The following is a 21,763-nucleotide window of genomic DNA, read 5'->3' as shown; positions in this document are numbered from 1 at the left end:
TGAATGACTATTAAACACAACTTACTCGACATTGAAGGGACAACGGCACCAATCGCCTTTGTCCATCAAGTGCTCTTTCCTTATGCAAAAAAACACATTACTCGTTTCCTAAGAACCTATCAGTTTTCGGAAGATCGACTCAAAGAAATCCAATTAGAATTTGAGAAAGATCTGACATTACGTGAAAAAGATTTTTTGAATCTTTTTGCAAAAGGGAATACAAAACAAAAATCAAATCCTATCGGTTTTTTAACGGAATTCATTCCCTCCTACTTTGAATATTTGATCGAGAAAGATCGTAAGTTTGGCCCTCTCAAAGAGATCCAAGGCAAAATTTGGAAAGAGGGATATGAATCCGGGGAAATCAAAAGTATTGTGTATGAGGATGTTCCTGGATTTTTAAAAAAAACAATGGATCTAGGAATTCAAAATCACGTGTATTCCTCTGGTTCTGTCGAAGCACAAATTTTAATCTATCAGTATTCAGAGTTAGGTGACTTACGAAAATATTTCACTTCTTATTTTGATACAGCAGTCGGTGGGAAAAGAGAAAAAGAAAGTTATGAAAATATCGCAAACAAACTACAGTCTTCACCGAATCAAATTCGTTTTTTTACAGATATCGTAGAGGAAGCGGAAGCTGCCAATGCTGTGGGGATGGATGTAGTGATACTTAACAGGCCAGGGAACCTAACGCAAAAACCACATACCTTCCCCGTATGGAATCATTTCTAAGTAAGAATCCAAATACTGAATGAATAAATTCCAATAAGTATCGGAAAAGTTACCTTCCAAAAAGGATGGGCTTCTTTCAGATTCATAAACACAAAACAAATCAATAAAAACTTGATGGCACTCATAAGAATGAGATTCCAATTTCCTGGAATTACCTGGCCCATTCCAAAAAAGGAAAAGTAAACGATAAACATAAGAGTTATATATGTGAAGATAATTAATTTCATTTTCTTGTACCTACTGAATCAAATAAAGTGTGGGATAAAGTAATAACCAAATCAAATCACACATATGCCAAAATACGGCTCCGGCCTCTAGGTTTTCAAAAGATATGGTTTTACGACTAACGTAGATGATAAAAAGAATCAAAATGCCCACAACCACATGGAGATAATGAAACCCAGTGAGTAACCAGTAATAACTGAAAAAGCTACTGGTTTCTAAAGTATAACCGAGTAGCCATTTTTCTCTAAATTCATAAAATTTAAGGATTAAAAATGCGAATCCAAAAAGGATAGATGCAGATAAGAACAGAGTGAAAATATTTATATTATTTTTACTTTTATAAAGTACTGCGATTGCAATACAAAACCCACTCGTAAGTAAAAACACTGTATTCCAAAACGCAAAAGTTTTGTTCAAATGTGTCTGCATAAAAGAAAAATTTGTAAGATCATTCGACTTTTCATACACGAGCGAGCCAATTCCCATACAAAACGTAAGCACTTCTACAAGAACAATCATCCAAATCAGGATACCTCCTGGTGGATACCACAAGGATTTGTTTAGATTTTGGTGTTTTTCATTCATGGAGTTCTCCTGGATCTTCTAACGCTAGAATATTCAACTAATATAAATTACAACAATAGATTGTTGCTTCGATTCCTATACTAGGGTTTTCACACCCTGGTGAGTATCTATACCTTAGATTCAGTGTGAACACTGTTTCGAAACTATTGTATTGATTCTCAAAAGCAATTAACCCTTGTTCACTATTCAAAAGTCAATGATATTAGAAAAATTCAAATTCGTACTTGATATATATCAATGCCAAAACTAAAATCTACTCCTACAATTCTAAAAATTGAAAATAGGAGGCAAGGATGCTATCAAAATCGCAAGCTAGGGCGTTCTTTTTGGGAGGCACTTTCTTGTTCAGTGCTGTCTTTGTGTTTCTCACTGTGGATACCTTGCGACAAACTGATTCCCGAACCAATGCACAAAACATCACCGAAGATGTTTTAAAGGGCAAAGAAATTTGGGAAAAAAACAATTGTATGGGTTGTCATACACTGTTAGGTGAAGGGGCGTATTATGCACCGGATCTGACTAAGGTTGTCGAAAGGCGAGGAGCCACTTGGATCGATGTTTTTTTAGACGATCCACAGGCGATGTTTCCTGGAGAACGGAAAATGGTGAAGTATAACTTCACTAAGGAAGAAAAAGGACAGGTCATTGCCTTTTTGGATTGGGTAGGTAAAATCGATGCCAACGGTTGGCCTCCAAAACCAAATATTCCCATCGATTCGATTGCAACTTCTCCTGCCCCTCAGGTCAAAACCAATGCAGTTGTTTTGTCTCAACCAGAAAAGTTTTCTCAACTTTGTGTCGCCTGTCATGCGGTAGGTGGAAAAGGAGGAAATGTTGGGCCAGCACTTGATCACGTAGGTAGTAAATTTGATTCTGATTATCTCAATCGTTGGTTATCAGATCCTCAGGCCATCAAACCGGGAACAAATATGCCTAAGTTGCCGTTAACTGATCCAGAAAGAAAAGATATCGTAACTTATCTTTCTGCATTGAAATAAGGAGAAACAATGAGATTCCAATCACAAAAGGTCGCATATTGGTTCTTTGCAACTTGTATGTTACTCTTATCTTTACAAATCGTATATGGTTTCATTATGGGATTTGCCCGTATCGGCTTGGATGGACTACATGATTATATTCCTTTCAATACCGCACGTGCCACACATACAAACTTACTCGTAGTATGGTTGTTAACTGGTTTTATGGGAGCTGCTTATTATATCATTCCTGAAGAATCAGACAGAGAGTTATATAGTGTCAAACTTGCCTATATCCAACTCATTTCTTGGGTGGTTGTTGGTGTAATCGCTATCATAGGATTTCACTTCAATTGGTGGGAAGGACGTAAGTTCTTAGAAATCCCAAGACCACTGGACTATTTGGTAGTTGTGAATGTTTTAACTTTTTTGTTTAACATTGCTATGACCATTTGGGAGGCAAAAAAAAGAAGTACAACTCAACTTGTCCTCTTCTTTGGTCTGTTATGCGCCGCCTTACTCTATTTACCTGGTATGATCTACTTCGACAACCAAACGATAGATTCTTACTTTCGCTGGTGGGTAGTTCACCTTTGGGTAGAGGGCGTATGGGAACTCATTATGGGTGGTATCCTATCTTTTTTACTGATCAAACTCACGGGAGTGGATAGAGAAGTGATCGAAAAATGGCTTTATGTAGTTGTGGGTTTGACCTTCCTTTCTGGAATTTTGGGAACGGGTCACCACTACTATTGGATCGGAACTCCTAAGTATTGGCTTATGGTCGGCGGTATTTTTTCTGCCTTAGAACCACTTGCTTTCCTTGGTATGGCCATCTGGGCGCTCAATATGTATCGTAAAAAAGGAAAAAACCATCCGAATAAAATTGCACTCTATTGGACACTTGGAAGTGCTATGATGTCTTTTATTGGGGCTGGTTTCCTAGGTTTTGCTCATACTTGGCCTGCGGTAAACCAATGGACACATGGAACACTTGTCACTGCGATGCATGGTCATCTTGCATTCTGGGGAGCCTACGCAATGTTAGTGTTAGCTGTGATTTCTTATGCTATGCCGAACCTTACGGGAAGAAAACTTTTTACTGGAATGTCTGGATATTTAGCATTTTGGGCATCCAATATTGGAATGTTAGGAATGACAGGAGCACTCGCTGTTGCCGGGATTACACAAGTGTATTTAGAACGTAAATTGGGTATGGACTTTTTGGTTGTTCAAAAAGAAATCATTTTCCATTTTTACGGAATGTTACTTGCGGCAACCCTCTTCACTGTTGGAATCACATACTTTATCGTCGATTTCATTCGCCATGGTCTTCCATCGAATGAAGCTCTGGGTAAAAATGTTGGTGACCTCGATTAATTTATGTTAACGAAGAAAGCACCCTATTACGAACCAATCGGTAAGGAAATAGAAATCTTTCAAATGGCGGCAGAGAATTCTCTGCCGCTTTTGTTGAAAGGCCCTACTGGATCTGGTAAATCTCGGTTTTTGGAATATATGGCCCACTTAATGGGACGAAGGCTCATCACCATCTTGTGTAATGATGAAACTTCTTCCGTTGATTTAGTCGGAAGATTTTTGGTGAAAGGAGCTGATACCATTTGGATGGATGGACCACTCACAACGGGAGTCAAAGAAGGAGCTATTGTGTATTTGGATGAAATTGCAGAAGCAAGACCAGACACACTGGTAACGATCCATTCATTAACAGACCACCGTCGCACTTTATTTCTCGAAAGAAAAAATGAAGAAATCATAGCACATCCAGATTTTTTACTCGTAGCATCCTATAACCCTGGATACCAAAGAGGGTTTAAAGAACTAAAACCATCCACCAAACAACGATTTCTTGGAATGGATTTCCCTTATCCAAAACCTTCAGTTGAGGAAAAAATCATTGTGGGAGAAACGGGTATTGGTGAACCAATCGCTAAAAAATTAGTTCAATTTGCGGGTCTTGTCAGAAACAAACAAGAACTAGGTTTGGCCGAAACCGTATCGACAAGATTACTCGTGTCATGTGCAAAATTAATAACAAAAGGGCTTCCCTCGCGCCTTGCCGGAAGAACTGCCATTATCCTTCCTTTGTCCGATGATATAGATACAGTTGCTGCCTTACAAGACAGTTTCGATCTAATCTTTTAGGATAAAACATTGGAATGGGACCAGTTCATATTCTACCAAGGCCATACACTTTGGAAAAAAATTCGTAAAAAACTCAAAACCCCGAGCCCTTATTATGGATATGATTTAAAATCCGAAGAAGTTCGAATTATCCGGTATTTACAAACTTTAAAAAAAGAACCTGTCACTTTGATTCTTGGAGGAGAAACCATTTCCTTGGGTCAAAACTTTTTGAAATTTCCAGAAGTGGTGTATTGGTTTGTATCTGAAACCATTTCAAAAAAATTTGTTCGGATTTTCCTTGCTTACCTTTCTTTTCTTTTTGATAGAAAGCAAGATTTAATAACTAATACCGCAATTGTTTCTGGTTCTTTTGGAAATTTCTTTGATCAGTTTCGAATGTTTTTTAAAAAATATCCGGGTATCGTAGCGGATTGGAAAGATATTCGTAAGGAAAGGTTGGAGATACGGAAAAAAGACCGAACACAATATAAAAAAATAAATTCTATCTTACTTACTGCCCAAACATCCGTTACTGATACAAAACAAATTTTCCCAGCCGGAAAAGACTTTGTATCCCAATCAAAGAAACAAAAAATTCAATCGAAAGAATCAAAACAAAAGTTGGATCCAAACGAAGCTGAACTTTTAGAAGTCGATGAGAAAAAAATCGAAGAGTACACCTTGGGTCACAATTTTGAAAAAATTGAAACCGTTGAAGAGTTTGATGGGCAATGGCGTGATATTGATGGGGAAGAGGATATGGAAGAGGAGGCGGCTTTACAAGAGCTAAATCTAAAACATATCATTCGAACAGAAGATCCAGTCCATACAACACGAACTAGTGAATCAGGGTCTGGAACTTTACTTGAAATCGCAGATGTAAGGGATGAGGGAAAAAGTTTTACTTATTCGGAGTGGGATTACAAACTAAAAAACTATAAACCAAACTATTGTTCTGTGGTAGAAGAGTTTCCAAAACAAACTGATGTTGGTTATACAAAACATGTTTTAGAAAAACAACATTCGCATTTAATTCAATTAAAAAAGAAAATGATGGCACTGCTTAACCAAACTCGGATCAAAAAAAAGTTGGTGGCCGGAGCTGATATTGACTTGGATGCTCTCGTCGATCGGTATGCAGATCTCAAAGCCAAAATTAGCCCTTCCGAATCGATTTATATGAATCCCATTCGGGATATATCAGATATGGTTTTATATTTTCTTGTCGACTTAAGTTTATCTACTGATTCTTGGATTCAAGAAAAAAGGGTTTTGGATGTCGAAAGAGAAAGTCTACTTTTGTTTTCAGAATGTTTGGAAGACCTAAAAATTCCATTTGGAATTGCCGGTTTTTATTCACGGACTCGTAACTATAATCAATTTATCCATGTAAAGAAATTATCAGAATCTTGGACGGTAGCACGAGATCGTTTAGGGCCACTTTCCCCAATTGGATACACGCGCGTGGGTCCATCTTTACGTCATACAAGTTCGATACTAAAAGAAACCTCTTACAAACAAAAATGGATTATTTTAATCACTGATGCTCGTCCCAATGATTATGATCAGTATGAAGGAAAGTATGGAATTGAGGATGTAAATAAAGCGGTCGGAGAATGTTTGTTAAATGGAATTCAGGTTTATACCTTGGCAATAGGTACAGAAGAAAAACCAACAATTCCTGCTATGATGAGAAACGCCAGTTATCAAATGTTGTTCCATCCGGAAAGGCTCCTCGATTCTCTCCAAGAATTTTTTCGAAGAGCCATAAGAGTGTAATCCTTTATGATGGTTTTCCGTCAGGTCTTGGGCTAAATAAAACTTTCGTGTATTGTAATAGAAATATCAAAAATGTTAGAATCCAAATCACACCGGATAAATGGTATGCATACTTGTATTCGCCAACCAAAGGAAAGAAAACCCGAACGAACACAGCAAAATTAAAAATAACATAGGCAAATACAGTGAGTTGGGAGGCCACAATACTTCTTCCCGTATGTCCTAAACTCACTCTTGTGATCATCCCATAGATAAAAACTCCGATTCCTCCAACAGTTAAACTATGAATCGCTGAAGAGATAGGGAAGTATCCGAGTTCCGCCAAACTATAGAACAAAAATCCTAAACAAACCCAGAAGTAACCCATATACAAAATCCATAATATAGGTTTTTTGTAAGACTTCCAAGGTTTCCAAGAAAGAAATCGTATACTATTGGTAACAAATAATGATAAACTAATCAAAAAAGAAGTGATGAGTGTCAATGTAACTAAATTAAATTTTGTGAAGTCAATATTTGCTGAAGTACTCGGTACCAAGAATCCTTGGGTGAGTTTAAAAAGATAAAAGGCAAACGGTAAATAAAGGATGGCCGATTCTAATTTATGGATCCGTTTGAAGGAATACCCTGGGATGACAACTCCAGAAAAGAAGGGAACAACACGTCCCCCAATGATCAAAATCAAAAATAAAATTACAAAAATACTTAAGTGAATAAATAATAAAGTTTGTTCTGGCTCTAAAACCGAACGAGCAGAAAGACCACTTAACAAATGGAATATGGTGAAGAGTGCGTAGTGAAATAAAATCGGCCTGTTGTGTTTTTGCGCAGGGACCATGAGTTTAGGAACTAATAAGTAAATGACCATTAGATCAGAACTAATGTCCAAACCGAACGATAAATAGGAAGGGAGGCCAAGAGGGTACATGGAAAATCTACCTAAAACCCAAAAAAGCAGAAGAAAAAATAGATTTTTTCCTTTTAAGATGCTAGAGTTCGTCCAATTTTGAACGGCAGTAAAAAGGAAACCGAGTACGATTGCTTTAGAAAAACCAAAGACCATTTCATAGGAATGCCAATGAATGGAATTAATTTTGATCGGATTATTTACTGTATTCGAAAGTACTAATAACCAAAACCCAATGACAAAAATCCCATAAGTAGAACCGAACCAAAAAAAAGGTCGAAATGCTGTATTCCACAAACTTTGCTGAAAAAAGGAATTCTTCATACGATGATACTAATAATAATTAGAATCATTTCATTGATTCAAATCAAGAACTAAGCTAAAATTTTAAGTAAACCTTCTTTGTCCAAAATGGAGATTTCTCCCTTTTGGGTATCAATGAGGCCCTGGTCTTTTAGTTGTTTTAGGATTCTGGAGAAGGTTTCGGGTCTGAGATACAAAAGAGATGCCATTTGTATTTGTTTCAAAGCTAGTGAGTCGGGTGTCCCGTAAAATAAAAAATGAGCTACCCTTTGCATTGCATCCATCGTAAGGCCACGGTTGATTGCTAAATTTAAAGTTTCAATTTTATTCATCAGTGAATGCATTAAAATATGATTGAGTTCAATATTTTTATGAATGCGGGTTTGTACTTCTGTTAATGGCATTCTTAATATTGTGCTATTTTTCGTGAACCGGCCAGATGCCGGATAGGGAATTCCTTGGATGACTGCCCACTCGGCTATGATACTTACAGGACGAAAGAACGTTAAAGTCACTTCATTCATGTTTCCATCGTATTTAAAAACTTGTAGGTCTCCCGTGATTAGTAAATCCATATAGGAAACTTTGTCACCGCCATGGAATAAAAATTCATCCTTTGAAAAAGATAATTCCTGGCATCCTTCAAATGCTTTCATTAATGATTCAGAATTTAATTGCGTAAGATAATTTATAATCATAAAATCATCTGAAATTATTTTTTCTTTTTAAAATTGGGAATTTTGATTTCAGTTTCTTTTAGAAATTTCCAAATACGTTTTAAAGTTACTTTCCAGTCTTCCTTTTGTGTTTTCGCTACAGAAGATTGTGAGGTGCTTGGCGATTCCTTCACAGGTTGCAGTTCAGAAACAGGGACAATCGCAGAAATACCTAAGTCGATTTTGAGATATTTCTTTTTTATGATTTTGAAATCTATCTTTGCACCGAGTAGGCGAACGATTTCAAGTATGATTGCCCATTTTACTTTTATAGGCGTTAATGTATTATAATTTTCGACTAAATCACTAAATAATCTCTGAGAAACTTTGGGATTACTGTGAAATAATAAAAAACGGAAATGAACATTTCCTCTTAAATCTTGTGTGATGATCAAATCATTGTGATTAAACTCTTTGAATGGAGGAAAATCAACTAGTCTTACAACTACAGAGTTAATTAAATCCAAACTATTATGGATCTCTGTTTCAGGATTAACTTTAATTGAGTAGGTTATATCGTCTTCGGGGATTACTTCATTGATAAATGATATGAAGTTTACTTGTTCTTTAAAAGGTACTTCTTTGAGAACTTCCAATCTTGAAAGTTCGATGATATCATCCATTACATTGTCAATGGATGATTGAACTTCTATGACTTCTTTGACTAGATTTTTATCCTTAGCTTTTTGGGTAGATTCGCGATAGGATATAAGTTTGTCCTTCATTGATTTTAGAGGGCCTGAAATCATCGCATCCATGTAATAAAATATCTTTTCACGTAATGAGTCCGCTTCTTTCAATCTTTCATATCGATTTTGTAATTTTCGTTTCATCATCAAAAACTGAAATCGTAAAGCGAGTGTCATTAAAATCAAATATACCAAAAAACTTGTTTCGAGGGAAGATGGAGAGTTAAGATATCCTCTTTCGATTAAAATTTCTTTCAAAATAGAATAAAGTAAATAAACAAGCGCAAGTAAGTGAATTGCCGACCCTCGTGTTTGCTCACGAAGTTTGATAAATGTAACATAAATAGCGTAAGCAATGACAACGAGTAAATGAATGTCCCAATAACCGATAAAGTTATACCAGAATACGGGATTGTGCACTAAAACAAAAACAGCTATGAAGAAAAACTGAGTTAGGAGATATATTTTTTGGTATTTAAAAGGTTTTAGTTCAAAGAAATCCTGGATGAATTTAATAAAACCATAAGGAAGAATGAGCAAAAAAGAATACTCGATAAACTTTAATATAACGAAATGGTTGATTAGAAAAAAATGAACTTCGTTTTTCGATAATTCATACGCAGAAAAAATAAGTGCTAAGATACTAAAACTTAAATATTCTTTTTTATCTCTTAGGTTAAAGAAGTTAATAAAGAAAAATAAAGCGATAAATAAATAAAAACCAACAAAGATAAGTTCTACGAGAGAGTCATAGAGGTTTCCATTCAAAGCTTCTTCGTAAGTAACAATGCGGATTGGTCCAGTAATAATTCCAGCTGAAGTGGATAATGAGGAATCAATTTTTATTATTAGAACATTTTCTCCTTCCAATAATAAGTCGTGAGGAATTGGGTAAATCCTTGGTCGACCAAAAGCAAATTCATCAGGATCTTTTCCGAATGCAGAATTGTTTTTGCCGATAAGCACACCATTGACAAATACTTCATCCGATTGGTAGATTTTACCAAGTTGTAGTGCTAAGGATTTTTGGTGTTGTTCCGTTGTGATGTCGAAACTTTTGCGGATCCAAATGGCTCCTCGGTAACTTCTGTTTAAATTTCGAAAGTTGCTTGGAACTGTTGTAATATCTAAATTGTTTGCATTAAATTCATTGCTGAGTATGTCTGCGTTATTATTGAAATATATTCCCCAATCTTCGCCATCCAAACGTAACACAACAGTAGTTTCATCTGTGGAACGAGAACAATTGTAAGTAAGTAAAAAGAAACCAAATATTAAAATTCGATAGAATGCATTGGATTTCATTTTTTAGGTTTCTCCGGGATACGAATTGTGAATTTTGCTCCCATACCTTCGCTTGATTTTAAACTCACTGTTCCGCCTAGAAATTTTGTTGTGGCCTCAACTAAAGTTAAACCAATGCCAGCACCTGGGATTTCATTTTTTTTATCACGGTATCCTCTAACAAATTTCTGAAAAATAGTTTCCATTTCTAGTTGGCTGAGTCCCATACCTTCATCCATAACAATGAGTTGGTGATAACCATCACGGTTAAAAAATTCTATGCCGATGTCAGTTTTTGGATCGGTGTATTGATAGGCATTTTCAATTAGATTTCTTAAGATACAAAAGAACAATTCTTTTGGAAAATATACTTCTAAATCATTCGGTTTTACTTCGATAGAAGTCGTTTTCCTGTATTGTTCCAAATGGTTTTCAACATTGGAGACGCAGTGTCTAATCAACTCTGCAACCGAGAAGGTTTCATAAAAAGGAATATATGTTTTATCTTCTAATTTTCGTAGAAGGATTGCTTCTTCTACCATAAAACTCATGTAAGATATATGATCTTCAGCTTGTTTTACAGGATCTAACTCTAGTTTAGAACCGGATTTGGATTTGGTTTTCTTCTTAGCTGCCGTTTTTGTAGATACTTTGGTTGCTTCTTTGGCATTATTTTTTCCGTGATTGGAAGATATGTTGTCAATTGCCTTCTTAATTTTTTCCATTCCAGATTTGAATTCTGAGGATAAATTGATAAGAAATCCAGTTTTCACCCTTTCCATTTGGATCAGTTCTTTTTCTTGTTCGATAAAGTTTTCCAAACCCAAAACAATATCGTTCGAAAGTTGGATTGAAATCATTACAAGGAATATCAAAAATCCTAAATAGAGCGTTCCTGGCATCGAGATGATTTCTAAAGCGGAAAGACTGTCGATCAAAATGGTAGGCAACAACGAGGCAATACCAATTAGAATGTATTTCACCTTTGCAATGTTTGTTTTTCCATTGTTTACAAATAAGTAAATCACAAGTCCCATTGCCACTGGTAAGGCATAATTAAAGAGAGCAATCACTAAGATCCAAGTCTTAGGAGTTCTAAAAAATAAAGTGATTACGAATAAAGCAAAAAGGAATACTTCGTAAACCAGTAACACAACATTCCGTTTCATCTTTAAATACTGATGCATGAAGTTGATAAAAAATACAGGAAGGCAGATGAGGACTAAAAGTTCTGTAACATAAGACCAAGTAAAATTTTCAAATAAAATATCGCGATGTTGGGTTCTGAGTAAAACATAGATCCCCATAAATATGGAAAAAAGAGCAAAGAAAAAGTTCTCTCCGGCTCGACCGCGAACAATGGAACCTACTAAAAAATAGATCCCCATAAATATAAATACATACCCGCAAACCATTGCAAATGCTTCTTTCGAAAAGACCTCTTCACGTAACAGACGTTCTTTGGCAATCATTGGAGCTTCTTTCAGTCCATTTAGATTGGTCGCTGCATAAATGCGAATTGCCATCACGTTGAGGCCCGGTTTGAGAAGGTGAGTCGGTAGGGAATAAATTCGGATTTTTTGGAAATCTACTTCTATTTTCGGTAAAACGGTTCCTGTTTTATCAATTAGTGTTCCATTTAGAAAAAACTCATCAATATCTCTGATCCGGCCGAGTTGGATTGCAATCGGTTCTACAGGGGTTGTATAGTTTTCTGGTAAATAGAATGAACAGCGATACCAGTGATATCCTGTTAGGTTTTCTGTTTTTGAAATTCCATAATCGGGAACAGATCGTTTAACCCAAAATGATTCTTCGACTGATTCATCACGCCAATCTAAGTTGTCACCCTTCCTAAATAACCAATCTGTTTTTAAAACAACAGGTCTTTCGAAGGATGTGATCATGGTCCCGCAAGGTTCCGCCACCAAACTGAATGTAGCTGGTGACAAAATCAATGCGAACCCGAATACGAGTTTGTAAATACGGGTTTTCGAAATCATATCGGTTCGACGTTTCGAATGGCCTCTTCGATTTCTTTGAGCTGCGTAGAGATCCTTGCGTCGATAGCTCCCACATCTGTTTCGATGATAACTCCACCACGATCCACTCGAGAATCCTCGTAGATATTGACCTTTCGGAGTGATTCCATAAGTTTGATGAGTTCGTCCTTATGTGCTGTTGTAAGCTCCAAGTCAGCAAAGTTAACACGAATATCAATTCTGTCTCGATCTTTAATTCGTTTCATTGCTTCGCGAATGTTGTTTAGTACAATTTCTTTACGTTCAATAATTTCGTCTTTGATTACTTTTCTTGCAATGACAAGGATCATTTCTACCATTTGTTTTTCAGAAGCAGCAATCATTTCTTCACGAATGTCGATCGCCTTACCAATGATAGTTCCTAGTCGGTCAATGAGTCGTCTCACTTCCCCTTGGCCTTTTTTGAATCCTACTTCACGACCTGCATCGTAACCTTTTTGGTATGCCTCGTGTTCAATCTCCGCCTGTTTCATTTCGGCTTCTTTGATCATACGTTCGACTTCCATCTTCGCACGATCTAAGATTTGTTCCGCTTTGGCACGGCCAGAGTCTTCTTCTAATTTAATTTTTTCTTTGGAGTCCTGGACCATTTGGAAGGCTTTAGTTCTTCCTTCTTCTTCAATGGCTTTGGCTTGTTTTTTGGCGTCTTCTAATAATTGACGAACTTGTTCTTCTGTCTCTTGGCGATACCTTTGTAGTTCCGCTTCGATTTCTTCAATCGATGGACCTTGGTATTGTTCGATGATATTCCCTTCTTGGTCTATCTCGAAGTCTTCTTGTTCGTCGGTTTTATGGAACTTTTTGTACTTATCAGGAAGTTGAATCTCAACTTCTTCTTGTAAGTCGGCAATTTGAATGGGTTTAAAGACGAGTTTTGCCATATCCTTACTTCAATCTCCAGAGTTTCACTTTGCCTTCATCCATTGCCTCACGTAGTCTATCCAAGATTCCCTTTTGGGCTTCTTCGATTTCTGCTAAAGAGACAGGACCTAACGAATCCCATTCGATCTTAATTTCTTTCACAAGCCAAGATTCCAAATTGGAATAAACTTGATCACGAAAATCTGTCTCCACTCCTTTCAATGCACAAGCAAGGACAAGAGGATGGATCTCAGAAAAGAACCGAGTGAGGCTCGTCCTTCCTAAATGAAGGAGGTCTTCCAAACGAAAGTAGTGTTCTACTATAGTTTCGGCATATTCTGGGCTTTTTTTCTGAATTCGTTCAATTAAATTTTGAGATGGTAAAAAAGGAAGTCGAGTGAGAATTTCCCCCGCGGTTTTTGCCTTGCGGCTGCGGATTTTCGAAACGGGCATTTTTTTCTGAATGAGTTCCATTTTGAACCGGAGAAATCGCTCCAATTGGTCCCTTTCCCGGTCCGAATGGTAATCAATTTCGGAAAGTGCTAAAATGATATCTTCCCTGTGGTTTTCCGGGTATTCCGCTAGAACCTCAGAAGCCGTTTCCGGATCAGAAAAACTAAGAATTCGGGCCACAACCTCGGAGGATTCGTCCATGGTCAGGTTTCGGAGCATTTCCAAAGAATAAGTCGGAAGTTCGGGCCAAAGCGGAACACCCGACTTAGAATCTTCCTCTTTTAAGATTTCTTGGAGGAGGGAATACAATTCGTTTGTGTCTGGATGTTCGCTATGCGCATATTTCCCGCCCACACTCTGGGATTGGGGATTATCGTTGTTATTCGTAAAACCGCCCTCGATAGGTGAATTTCCGAAGGCAGGATCCGTTTTCCCCCCTTGTTTAGGGGAATATGCGTTATTTGTATATTCGCCTTCGTTTCCATTCCGACTGCCTAGTCTGCCATCATACCCATCCGAGGATTTTGGGTTATTATCGTAATTCGTATACCCGCCCTTCGAGCCGGCACCGCCAAAGTTAGCTTGGTTTGGGTTTCTTGCGGTTCCTTGATTTCCTTTTTTTTGGAGGAAACGCGTGAAGGAAAGGAGGATGTCTTTTTCCTGTCCCTTAGTTGGGGATGGATTGGACTCTACTTTTAAGAGAAGGGATTCGATCTCGGAATCACTCAAATGAGAGAACACTTCATCCGGTAAATAGCGACCTAAGATTTGGTAGGCAAGGGCGGCTTTATTGGATCCGGAAGAAGATTTCATTTAAGAGACATAATAGGTAATCATTGTGGTCGTACAAACCAAAAAATATTATTTTTTTTAATTCGAAAACTTCCTTTCCAAATTCGTGTCCTTCGAGTCTCTGAAGGTTAGGGATGACCCGTCAGACATTAATCTATCTCTCCATTGCATTTTTGGCAACGGCTTGTCGTATGGTTGCTCCCTCGCCCCAGGTTCATTCGGGTGAATTGGATTTGCGAACATTTCCTTTTGAATCTGGTTCTGCGGTTGCACTCCAGGGGGATTGGAAATATTTTCCGGAGGAGTTCGATGTTCCTTCCGATGCAACTGCTCCCACTTATCTCCCAGTGCCGGCTCTTTGGAACCAGTTACCATTGCGATCAGGGGCAGTAGACGGTAAGGGATTCGGTACTTATGTGCTAGATATCAAACTTCCGGAAGAAACTCAGATTTATTCGGTTTATTTACCTGAAGTTCGCACGGCATTTCGACTGATTGCGGGTAACAGAAGTTTGGTGTCAGGTGTTCCTGGTCATACGAAAGAAACTACAACTCCGAGTGCCCAAGGTCAAAGTTTCACAATTTCTGCAAAGGACAAACTCCAGATTCGTATTGAAGTTAGCAACTTTCATCACAAAGAGGGTGGCCTTCCGAATGCACCTGTATTTGGGCTCGCAGAAAGTGTTCAAAACTATATTTTGGCACAAAGTACTATGGATTTAGCTTTAACAGGCGCTATATTCATGTTTGGTTTGTATCATTTTATTTTATTTTTCTATCGCAACAAACAGAGAGAAGCTTTTTATTTCGGGTTCTTCTGTTTGGTTTTTGCGGTTAGGATCCCCTTTATTGGAAGTAAAACCATTTATGCAATGTTTCCCAATATACCTTGGGATTTAGTAATTTATGCGGAATATGCATCTGTGTTCGTATTGGGAATACTCTTTTTATGGTTTGTGGATGGCCTTTTCCCTCGTTTTATTGATACAAAAATCATTTTATACTTTAGCGCCTACGTACAGTTTATGTTAGTTTATGGTTTGATTATTAAACCGGAAGTATATACTCAATTTGAAGTCGTTTTTCAAGTGTTGGGAATTGTATATGCGGTTTTTTTGGGGATTCGATTGTACCAGATGGTAACCAAAGGATTGCCGGATGCTGGAATTTTCTTTTTAGGATATTTGATATTATTTGTTGGTTTTGTTTATGATGTTTTCCTTGCGTATAGTGGGGGGGGGGAGATTCCACATTATCGCAAATTGCTGTGTTTTTGTTTTTTGGTGTGCAATCTACAATTGTTACACTTCGTACGGCAAGAACCTTTCGTAAAAAAATACTTTTAAAAGAAGAATTTGAAACTATCAACGAACAGTTTATTTTAACAAATCGATTTTACGCTAAATTTATTCCCCGCGACTTTTTAACACATTTAGGTAAGGAAAGTATCGAAGAAGTTCGGTTAGGTGATAGTAGCGAAAGGGAAATTACAGTTTTGTTTGCAGATATTTGGGAATATTGGGATATTATTTATTCTATACCTCTTGAAAATAGAATGTTATTTACCAATTCTTATTTAGGACGGATTGGGCCTTGTGTTCGCAAAAATAATGGTTTTATCGATAAATATATTGGAAGTGCCATCATGGCATTGTTTGACGGGGGGATTCAGAATTCAATCAAGGCCGCTGAAGATATCCAATGGGAATTAGAAAAATATAATGAACGTAGGATAACTTTCGGTTATTTACCACTACATGCTGGAATTGGAATCCATTCAGGGGATACCATGCTCGGAATTTTGGGAGAAGAAGAAAGATTCGAATCTACGGTGATTTCTGATACTGTCAATCTTTCGAGTCGTATTCAAGGTTTAACAAAAAAATATGGTGCAAGAATTTTGGTTAGCCTAACATCTCTTATGTTGCACGAAGATTTAGATACAATTCCTTATCGGATTTTGGATTTTGTGCGAGTTAAAGGAAAACAAGAAACAGTAATGATTGCCGAGGTTTTGATTCCCGACATCGATGCAATTTCTAATAAAAAAATTGAAAATAGAGAACAATTTGAAGCGGCGATTTTTGATTATGAACGTGCTGATTTTGTTTCTGCATTGGAAGGATTTCGTGCTGTATTTGCAAACAATCCTGAAGATTTGGCAGCACAAATTTATATTGAAAGATGCGAATACTACCAAACCGCAGGTGTTGGTGAAGATTGGGATGGGGTATCTGCATGGGAAAAATAGTGAAAACCATCTCATCGGTTTTTATATTTTTTATTTCTATATTTGTATTATGTTCCTGCAATTTTGGCACTTCTCCTGAGGCGATCAAAGGTTATCTGGAACTTCCTCCTGAGTATGTAAAAGATCATAAAAAACTTTCCACTAGTGGCGAATGGGAATTGTATTGGGGAGAAGTTTATGGCGAAAGTTTATTTGAAAAAATAAAGGAACCGAACAAAATTTATGTTAAAGTTCCTTCTTCTTGGAATTCTTACCGACCGGAAGGAGAAGGTGGCGATGGTTATGCGGTATTCCGCCTAACATTTAGAGTTCCAGATCCAAACATTCGTTATTATCTTCGAGTACAACCAGCAACGAGTTCCTACGAACTCTATATCAATCGTCAAAAAATAGCGAGTTCTGGAAAGGTGGGAGCGGATGAACTAAGTGCCATTCCCAAATACCAAATCCAATATGTATCCTTTCAACCAGAAGACTATGAACAAGAAATACTCTTTGTGGTCAGTAATTTTCATCATGCTCGTGGTGGGTACAGAAAACCAATTGAAATTGGAACCAAAGAAGTCATTCAAAACGAATCATTAATTTATTCGGCGGGAGAGGTATTTGTTTTTGGTGCTATGTTGACCATGGCTCTCTACCAGCTGACTGTTTTTTTCTTTCGTAGGGAAGAGAAAAGTTCCCTTTTTTTTGCTTTGTTTTGTCTGTTCACTGGGCTGCGACTTGTTGTACTCGATAACTACTATATCATTTATGCATTTCCAGATTTCTCTTGGCATTGGATGCAAGTATTAGATTATACATCGGCACCTCTGCTTGTGTGTTTTTTCTTAGGGTATTTGAAGAGTTTATTTCCCGGCCGTTCGGAAGTTCCGAAATGGATGTTGTACTCGTGTTGGAGTATTACTGCTTGTTATGTTTCCTTTGTAGTTTTAACAGATGCTAAACTCTTCACCAAAACAAATATTTTTTCACAAGTGGTGATTCTATTTTTTAGTGTATGTTCTTTTTATGTAATTCTTAAGATCTACCGCCAGAAAAAGAGAGATAGTAGTTTGGTATTTTATGGATCACTGTTACTTATGCTTGGGTCTACCCATGATTTGATGGCTGGGAATTATTGGTTTCAATCCCAACCGATTATGCCATTTTCTCTTTTTGTATTCTTTTTGTTTCAGAGTATTCTCCTTGCGAGAAGGAATGCTCGGTTTTATTCTTCTATGGATACTTTAACGACAGAATTAATTGAAGTAAATAATCGGCTAGAGGCATCTAACCAAGTATATGCGAAGTTTGTACCTTTACGACTCATTCAATTATTTTCTCAACAATCTAAAACCAGGGTCAAACGTGGAGATTTTATCGTAAAACAAATGTCAGTATTGTCTTCTGATATTCGTGATTTTACCGCTATCTCTGAAACTTTAAGCCCTGAAGAAACATTTCTTTTTCTGAATGATTATTTGCGCCAAGTGGGGCCTACCATCAGGTCTCATAATGGATTTATTGAAAAGTATGTGGGAGATGCCATTTTTGCTTTGTTTGAAAAACAACCGGAAGATGCTTTGTCTGCTGGTATTGAAATGCACAAAACAATTGCAAGATGGAACAAAGAATCAAAACCCCACCGGATCGGCGACATTCAAATCGGAGTGGGGATTCATTTTGGGGAGCTTATGTTAGGTATTATTGGTGAAGAACAAAGGATTGAGTCCGCAGTTCTCTCCGATTCGATGGGTGTTGCCAACTCATTAGAATCCATGACCAAAAAATACGGTGCCAAAATTATTTTAAGTTTAGATGCACTCCTTGAATTAAAACATCCTGATTCCTATCCACACCGTTTGTTAGATTTTATTAAGATTCCAGCCAAACAAAAGTTAATAGGGATCGCGCAAGTGTTGGTGGAAGGTGTGGAAGAATCTTTTGATTTAAAGTTAAAAACAAAAGATCAGTTTGAAGAAAGTGTAAATTTGTTTTGGGATGGGGAGTTTGAAAAGGCCGGCGCAGGATTTCGCGCTGTTTTTGGTATCGATCCTTCTGACAAAGCGGCAAAATTGTATTTGGAACGCACGGAATTGTATGCACAAAACGGACCTCCCCCCGGGTTTGGGAAGGGATTTTTGGCATAAAAAAGACATAGATTCGCCCCGATTTATGAAAAAGTTCTTGAACTTCCTCTCTAAATGAACGAGAGTCAGTAATACGGAGATTCCCAATGACCCAAGCTACTCTTACACAAGCCCCTACCACTGGAAAGGCTGTGATCCAAACAAAAAGTTTTACTCCATCCGATATTGACCGTATTTTCAAAGCGCAGAAGGCAAAGGCTTTGCAACTTCGATTGTCGAATTTCAAAACTCGAATTACAAAACTAAAGAAACTAAAAGACGTTGTCCTTAAATACCAAAAAGAGATCCAAACGGCTCTCCACTCCGATTTTAAAAAATCAGCCGGAGAAGTAGACATTACGGAAATTCTTCCGACCATTGCAGAGATCAATGATGCCATCCGCCATGTAAAACATTGGATGCGCCCAAAAAACGTAATGACACCGCCCACTTTACTTGGGGCAACCAGTCGTATCGTTTATGAGCCCAAAGGTGTTTGTCTCATCATTGCTCCTTGGAATTATCCATTTCATCTAGCGATTGCCCCTTTGGCAGCTGCGATTGCTGCGGGTAACACTGTGATGTTAAAACCTTCTGAGTTCACTCCACATACTGCGGATGTCATCAAAGCGATGTTAAGTGAAGTATTCTCTGAGGAGGAAGTGGCTGTATTTGAAGGAGATGTTGCTGTTGCCACAGCACTCCTCGAAGTACCTTTCGATCATATCTTTTTTACTGGCTCTACTCCTGTTGGTAAAATTGTTATGGCTGCTGCAGCAAAAAATCTCACAAGCGTAACGTTAGAGTTAGGTGGCAAGTCGCCTTCCATTGTTGCAGAAGATGCCGATATGAAAGTGGCTGCAGAAAGAATTATGTGGGGAAAATTTTTAAATGCAGGACAAACCTGTGTTGCCCCCGATTATCTTTTGATTCCTGAATCCAAAGTAGATGAATTTGTAAAAAATGCCAAGGAAACAACCGAAAGTTTCTTTAAATCCAAACCTGAAAATTTCACAGCAAGTGCAGATTTTTGCCGTATTGTGAACGCAAAGAACTTTGGAAGAGTTTCTTCTTATATTGAAGATGCGGTGAAAAAAGGTGCCAAAGTTGCTTATGGTGGAGAAACAAGAAGTTCTGATAACTTTATTGCACCAACCATTCTTACGAATGTGACTTTAGATGCCCGTATTATGGAAGATGAAATTTTTGGACCACTCCTTCCAATCATCACTTACAAAACTTTGGATGAAGCCATCCATATCATCAATGAAAAACCAAAACCATTGGCCTTGTATATTTTCACAAAAAGGAGAAGTACATCTAAATATGTGCTTCGTAGGACAAGTTCTGGTGGGGCAGTCATCAATGATGTGATCCTTCACTTAGTGAATCCAAATCTTCCCTTCGGTGGAGTAAACCATTCTGGTCATGGTAGTTACCATGGAATTTTTGGTTTCAAAACCTTTTCGCATGAAAGATCTGTTTTACAAACTCCTAAGGCATCCATCGCTAAATTGATGTATCCACCTTACTCTGGTTTTGTGAGACTTATGGTAAAGTTAACCACTAAATTTTTCGTTTAGTCTAATTACGCTTAAAGATAACGCACTCCTGGGGAATACTCGGGAGTGCACCTCCTGAATTCGCTACAAAATCTTCGTAACTTCTCATCCTTTAATCAACATTCTCGTTTTTTAGAAAGTACTGATAAATATCAATTCCTAAAATGATTCTAATTCAGTGACATCGCACTCGTGATTATTTTTGTGGAACTATGCAAAAGGATTACTCCGCACATTTAGATTCCTTACGAATCACATGGTTAAGTGAACCTTTCCATCTCGGAATTCCCATCATTGACTTACAACATGTTTGGTTGGTTCATATCATCTTAGAACTAGAAGAAACCATTGTTGCATCAGAAAAAGAGGGATCCGAAGTTGATGTTCATTCGTCCTTTCGAAAAGCTTTGGATTATGTGGCAGAACATTTTGCATTAGAAGAAGATATCCTTGAACATTTTAACTATCCCAAATTTTCAGAACATATCCAAGGCCATCGCAAATTTGTAGAACGGTTAACGGAAAAATATTATGAAGCAAAAGATAACCAGATGGCTGCTCTGGGTATTTTACAAATTCTCAAAAAATGGCTTTTCCAACATATTTTACATGATGATACCGATTATGCAGAGTTCTTTAAAGCAAGTGGTATTGATTTAAAGTCGTACTGTAACGAAATTTTAAAGTCAGGAAAATATCCAATTTCTAAAGAACAACTTTTGATTTATCAAAACATTATACAAATGGATACAACACATATTTCGCTTCACGAACAATCCATTGATACCATTCAAGAAATCAGAAATATATGGAAAACATATAATCTTTCTACGGGAATTCCTATCATCGATTTGCAACACATTTGGCTTTTGAAAATGATCGTTGAATTGGACCATTCACTAAAGTTAGGTGATAGTGCTAGTGATACCTTCCATAAGGTCATCGCCGCAGCAATTGAATATACAAAAGACCATTTTGGTGTGGAAGATAAAATTATGCGTTACTTTCGATATACCGATGTGGTCAACCACATGAACCAACACAAACGGTTTATTGATTTTATCAAAACAAGAAACGATGAATTTAAATTAGGAAATCCGCGGGCTGGATTACATTTGGTCCAGGATTTGCGAAATTGGCTTTTGTCCCATATTGCCCTTGAGGATAAAAAAATTGGTCTGGCTTTTGAATCTCGAGTGAGAGAACTTTCTGAGTTTACGAAAAAACTGCACCAAACTGGCGAAATTAGCATCTCTCGGGAGCAAAAAAACCTATATAAACTGGTTATGCAATCGGCGCCTGACCCGCTAGATTAATTTCTGTCGGAAATTGAATTGCCAGGT

General features: G+C 37.4%; 16 protein-coding genes and 1 pseudogene. 9 read left to right on the top strand and 8 right to left on the bottom strand.

Annotation, left to right across the window (positions count from 1 at the left end; all coding sequences use genetic code 11):
* The first annotated feature begins 3 nt into the window (after window positions 1–3).
* Entirely contained in the window at window positions 4–735 is a 732-nt protein-coding gene (mtnC, locus tag LEP1GSC199_RS14435) for an acireductone synthase (RefSeq protein WP_002986262.1), read from the top strand.
* Here the strand turns inward: mtnC and LEP1GSC199_RS14430 are convergent.
* Both LEP1GSC199_RS14430 and LEP1GSC199_RS14425 read right to left on the bottom strand, forming a co-directional pair.
* Window positions 732–962: a hypothetical protein gene (locus LEP1GSC199_RS14430; protein ID WP_002986467.1), complete on the bottom strand. Its 231-nt coding sequence runs from the start codon at window positions 960–962 to the stop codon at window positions 732–734. The two genes, mtnC and LEP1GSC199_RS14430, sit on opposite strands and share 4 nt — an antisense overlap.
* A 10-nt stretch (window positions 963–972) precedes the next feature.
* A complete protein-coding gene (locus LEP1GSC199_RS14425) occupies window positions 973–1,545 on the bottom strand; it encodes a cytochrome c oxidase subunit 3 (RefSeq protein ID WP_002986611.1) in 573 nt (190 codons plus the stop codon).
* Window positions 1,546–1,838: 293 nt separating this feature from the next.
* On the opposite strand from LEP1GSC199_RS14425, the gene LEP1GSC199_RS14420 reads away from it, so the two are divergent.
* Genes LEP1GSC199_RS14420 through LEP1GSC199_RS14405 form a run of 4 tightly spaced genes read left to right on the top strand, consistent with a single transcriptional unit; the run spans window position 1,839 to window position 6,449 of the window.
* Window positions 1,839–2,543 (top strand): c-type cytochrome, encoded by a 705-nt coding sequence (locus tag LEP1GSC199_RS14420; protein WP_002986403.1) that lies wholly within the window; start codon window positions 1,839–1,841, stop codon window positions 2,541–2,543.
* A gap of 9 nt (window positions 2,544–2,552) precedes the next feature.
* The gene (locus LEP1GSC199_RS14415; protein WP_002986276.1) at window positions 2,553–3,902 is read left to right on the top strand and encodes a cbb3-type cytochrome c oxidase subunit I; all 1,350 of its coding nucleotides are present in this window, start codon (window positions 2,553–2,555) and stop codon (window positions 3,900–3,902) included.
* 3 nt (window positions 3,903–3,905) lie between these two features.
* Window positions 3,906–4,688, top strand: coding sequence for a CbbQ/NirQ/NorQ/GpvN family protein (locus tag LEP1GSC199_RS14410; RefSeq protein ID WP_002986452.1), 783 nt, complete (start codon window positions 3,906–3,908; stop codon window positions 4,686–4,688).
* Between the two features lie 9 nt (window positions 4,689–4,697).
* Window positions 4,698–6,449 carry a nitric oxide reductase activation protein NorD gene (locus tag LEP1GSC199_RS14405; RefSeq protein WP_002986477.1) on the top strand — a complete coding sequence of 584 codons (1,752 nt, stop codon included), beginning with the start codon at window positions 4,698–4,700 and terminating at the stop codon, window positions 6,447–6,449.
* A 4-nt stretch (window positions 6,450–6,453) separates the two neighbouring features.
* On the opposite strand, the gene LEP1GSC199_RS14400 is transcribed toward LEP1GSC199_RS14405, so the two are convergent.
* The 6 genes from LEP1GSC199_RS14400 to LEP1GSC199_RS14375 are packed head-to-tail and all read right to left on the bottom strand — an operon-like array spanning window position 6,454 to window position 14,517.
* Window positions 6,454–7,680 (bottom strand): NnrS family protein, encoded by a 1,227-nt coding sequence (locus LEP1GSC199_RS14400; protein WP_002986225.1) that lies wholly within the window; start codon window positions 7,678–7,680, stop codon window positions 6,454–6,456.
* Between the two features lie 50 nt (window positions 7,681–7,730).
* Window positions 7,731–8,315, bottom strand: coding sequence for a Crp/Fnr family transcriptional regulator (locus tag LEP1GSC199_RS14395; protein WP_002986497.1), 585 nt, complete (start codon window positions 8,313–8,315; stop codon window positions 7,731–7,733).
* Between the two features lie 56 nt (window positions 8,316–8,371).
* A complete protein-coding gene (locus LEP1GSC199_RS14390) occupies window positions 8,372–10,369 on the bottom strand; it encodes a 7TM-DISM domain-containing protein (RefSeq protein ID WP_002986231.1) in 1,998 nt (665 codons plus the stop codon).
* The gene (locus tag LEP1GSC199_RS14385) at window positions 10,366–12,351 is read right to left on the bottom strand and encodes a sensor histidine kinase (RefSeq protein ID WP_002986343.1); all 1,986 of its coding nucleotides are present in this window, start codon (window positions 12,349–12,351) and stop codon (window positions 10,366–10,368) included. The genes LEP1GSC199_RS14390 and LEP1GSC199_RS14385 overlap by 4 nt, the downstream gene beginning before the upstream one ends.
* A complete protein-coding gene (gene fliH, locus LEP1GSC199_RS14380) occupies window positions 12,348–13,271 on the bottom strand; it encodes a flagellar assembly protein FliH (RefSeq protein ID WP_002973208.1) in 924 nt (307 codons plus the stop codon). The genes LEP1GSC199_RS14385 and fliH overlap by 4 nt, the downstream gene beginning before the upstream one ends.
* A 4-nt stretch (window positions 13,272–13,275) precedes the next feature.
* Window positions 13,276–14,517 (bottom strand): FliG C-terminal domain-containing protein, encoded by a 1,242-nt coding sequence (locus LEP1GSC199_RS14375; protein WP_002986283.1) that lies wholly within the window; start codon window positions 14,515–14,517, stop codon window positions 13,276–13,278.
* 113 nt (window positions 14,518–14,630) lie between these two features.
* Here LEP1GSC199_RS14375 and LEP1GSC199_RS14370 point away from each other — a divergent pair.
* The 4 genes and pseudogenes from LEP1GSC199_RS14370 to LEP1GSC199_RS14355 all read left to right on the top strand — a co-directional run bounded on the left by LEP1GSC199_RS14370 (window position 14,631) and on the right by LEP1GSC199_RS14355 (window position 21,736).
* Window positions 14,631–16,747: pseudogene (locus tag LEP1GSC199_RS14370) on the top strand (adenylate/guanylate cyclase domain-containing protein).
* Window positions 16,735–18,879 carry a 7TM diverse intracellular signaling domain-containing protein gene (locus LEP1GSC199_RS14365; protein ID WP_039926936.1) on the top strand — a complete coding sequence of 715 codons (2,145 nt, stop codon included), beginning with the start codon at window positions 16,735–16,737 and terminating at the stop codon, window positions 18,877–18,879. The pseudogene LEP1GSC199_RS14370 and the gene LEP1GSC199_RS14365 overlap by 13 nt, the downstream one beginning before the upstream one ends.
* Window positions 18,880–18,965: 86 nt before the next feature.
* The gene (locus LEP1GSC199_RS14360) at window positions 18,966–20,441 is read left to right on the top strand and encodes an aldehyde dehydrogenase family protein (protein WP_002986554.1); all 1,476 of its coding nucleotides are present in this window, start codon (window positions 18,966–18,968) and stop codon (window positions 20,439–20,441) included.
* Between the two features lie 191 nt (window positions 20,442–20,632).
* The gene (locus tag LEP1GSC199_RS14355; protein WP_002986313.1) at window positions 20,633–21,736 is read left to right on the top strand and encodes a bacteriohemerythrin; all 1,104 of its coding nucleotides are present in this window, start codon (window positions 20,633–20,635) and stop codon (window positions 21,734–21,736) included.
* The last annotated feature ends 27 nt before the right edge of the window (window positions 21,737–21,763 follow it).

Origin of the sequence: Leptospira vanthielii serovar Holland str. Waz Holland = ATCC 700522 (assembly GCF_000332455.1) — a bacterium.
GTDB lineage: Bacteria > Spirochaetota > Leptospiria > Leptospirales > Leptospiraceae > Leptospira_A > Leptospira_A vanthielii.
Note: the sequence above shows the minus strand (reverse complement) of the source record. Positions and strands in the feature narration are given on the sequence as shown.

Coding starts and splice junctions, on each gene's coding strand:
- LEP1GSC199_RS14400 (WP_002986225.1), bottom strand. CDS start 7,680: ATGAAGAATTCCTTTTTTCAGCAAAGTTTGTGGAATACAGCATTTCGA.
- LEP1GSC199_RS14420 (WP_002986403.1), top strand. CDS start 1,839: ATGCTATCAAAATCGCAAGCTAGGGCGTTCTTTTTGGGAGGCACTTTC.
- LEP1GSC199_RS14395 (WP_002986497.1), bottom strand. CDS start 8,315: ATGAAAGCATTTGAAGGATGCCAGGAATTATCTTTTTCAAAGGATGAA.
- LEP1GSC199_RS14430 (WP_002986467.1), bottom strand. CDS start 962: ATGAAATTAATTATCTTCACATATATAACTCTTATGTTTATCGTTTAC.
- LEP1GSC199_RS14425 (WP_002986611.1), bottom strand. CDS start 1,545: ATGAATGAAAAACACCAAAATCTAAACAAATCCTTGTGGTATCCACCA.
- LEP1GSC199_RS14390 (WP_002986231.1), bottom strand. CDS start 10,369: ATGAAATCCAATGCATTCTATCGAATTTTAATATTTGGTTTCTTTTTA.
- mtnC (WP_002986262.1), top strand. CDS start 4: ATGACTATTAAACACAACTTACTCGACATTGAAGGGACAACGGCACCA.
- LEP1GSC199_RS14360 (WP_002986554.1), top strand. CDS start 18,966: ATGACCCAAGCTACTCTTACACAAGCCCCTACCACTGGAAAGGCTGTG.
- LEP1GSC199_RS14410 (WP_002986452.1), top strand. CDS start 3,906: ATGTTAACGAAGAAAGCACCCTATTACGAACCAATCGGTAAGGAAATA.
- LEP1GSC199_RS14365 (WP_039926936.1), top strand. CDS start 16,735: ATGGGAAAAATAGTGAAAACCATCTCATCGGTTTTTATATTTTTTATT.
- LEP1GSC199_RS14375 (WP_002986283.1), bottom strand. CDS start 14,517: ATGAAATCTTCTTCCGGATCCAATAAAGCCGCCCTTGCCTACCAAATC.
- LEP1GSC199_RS14385 (WP_002986343.1), bottom strand. CDS start 12,351: ATGATTTCGAAAACCCGTATTTACAAACTCGTATTCGGGTTCGCATTG.
- LEP1GSC199_RS14415 (WP_002986276.1), top strand. CDS start 2,553: ATGAGATTCCAATCACAAAAGGTCGCATATTGGTTCTTTGCAACTTGT.
- fliH (WP_002973208.1), bottom strand. CDS start 13,271: ATGGCAAAACTCGTCTTTAAACCCATTCAAATTGCCGACTTACAAGAA.
- LEP1GSC199_RS14355 (WP_002986313.1), top strand. CDS start 20,633: ATGCAAAAGGATTACTCCGCACATTTAGATTCCTTACGAATCACATGG.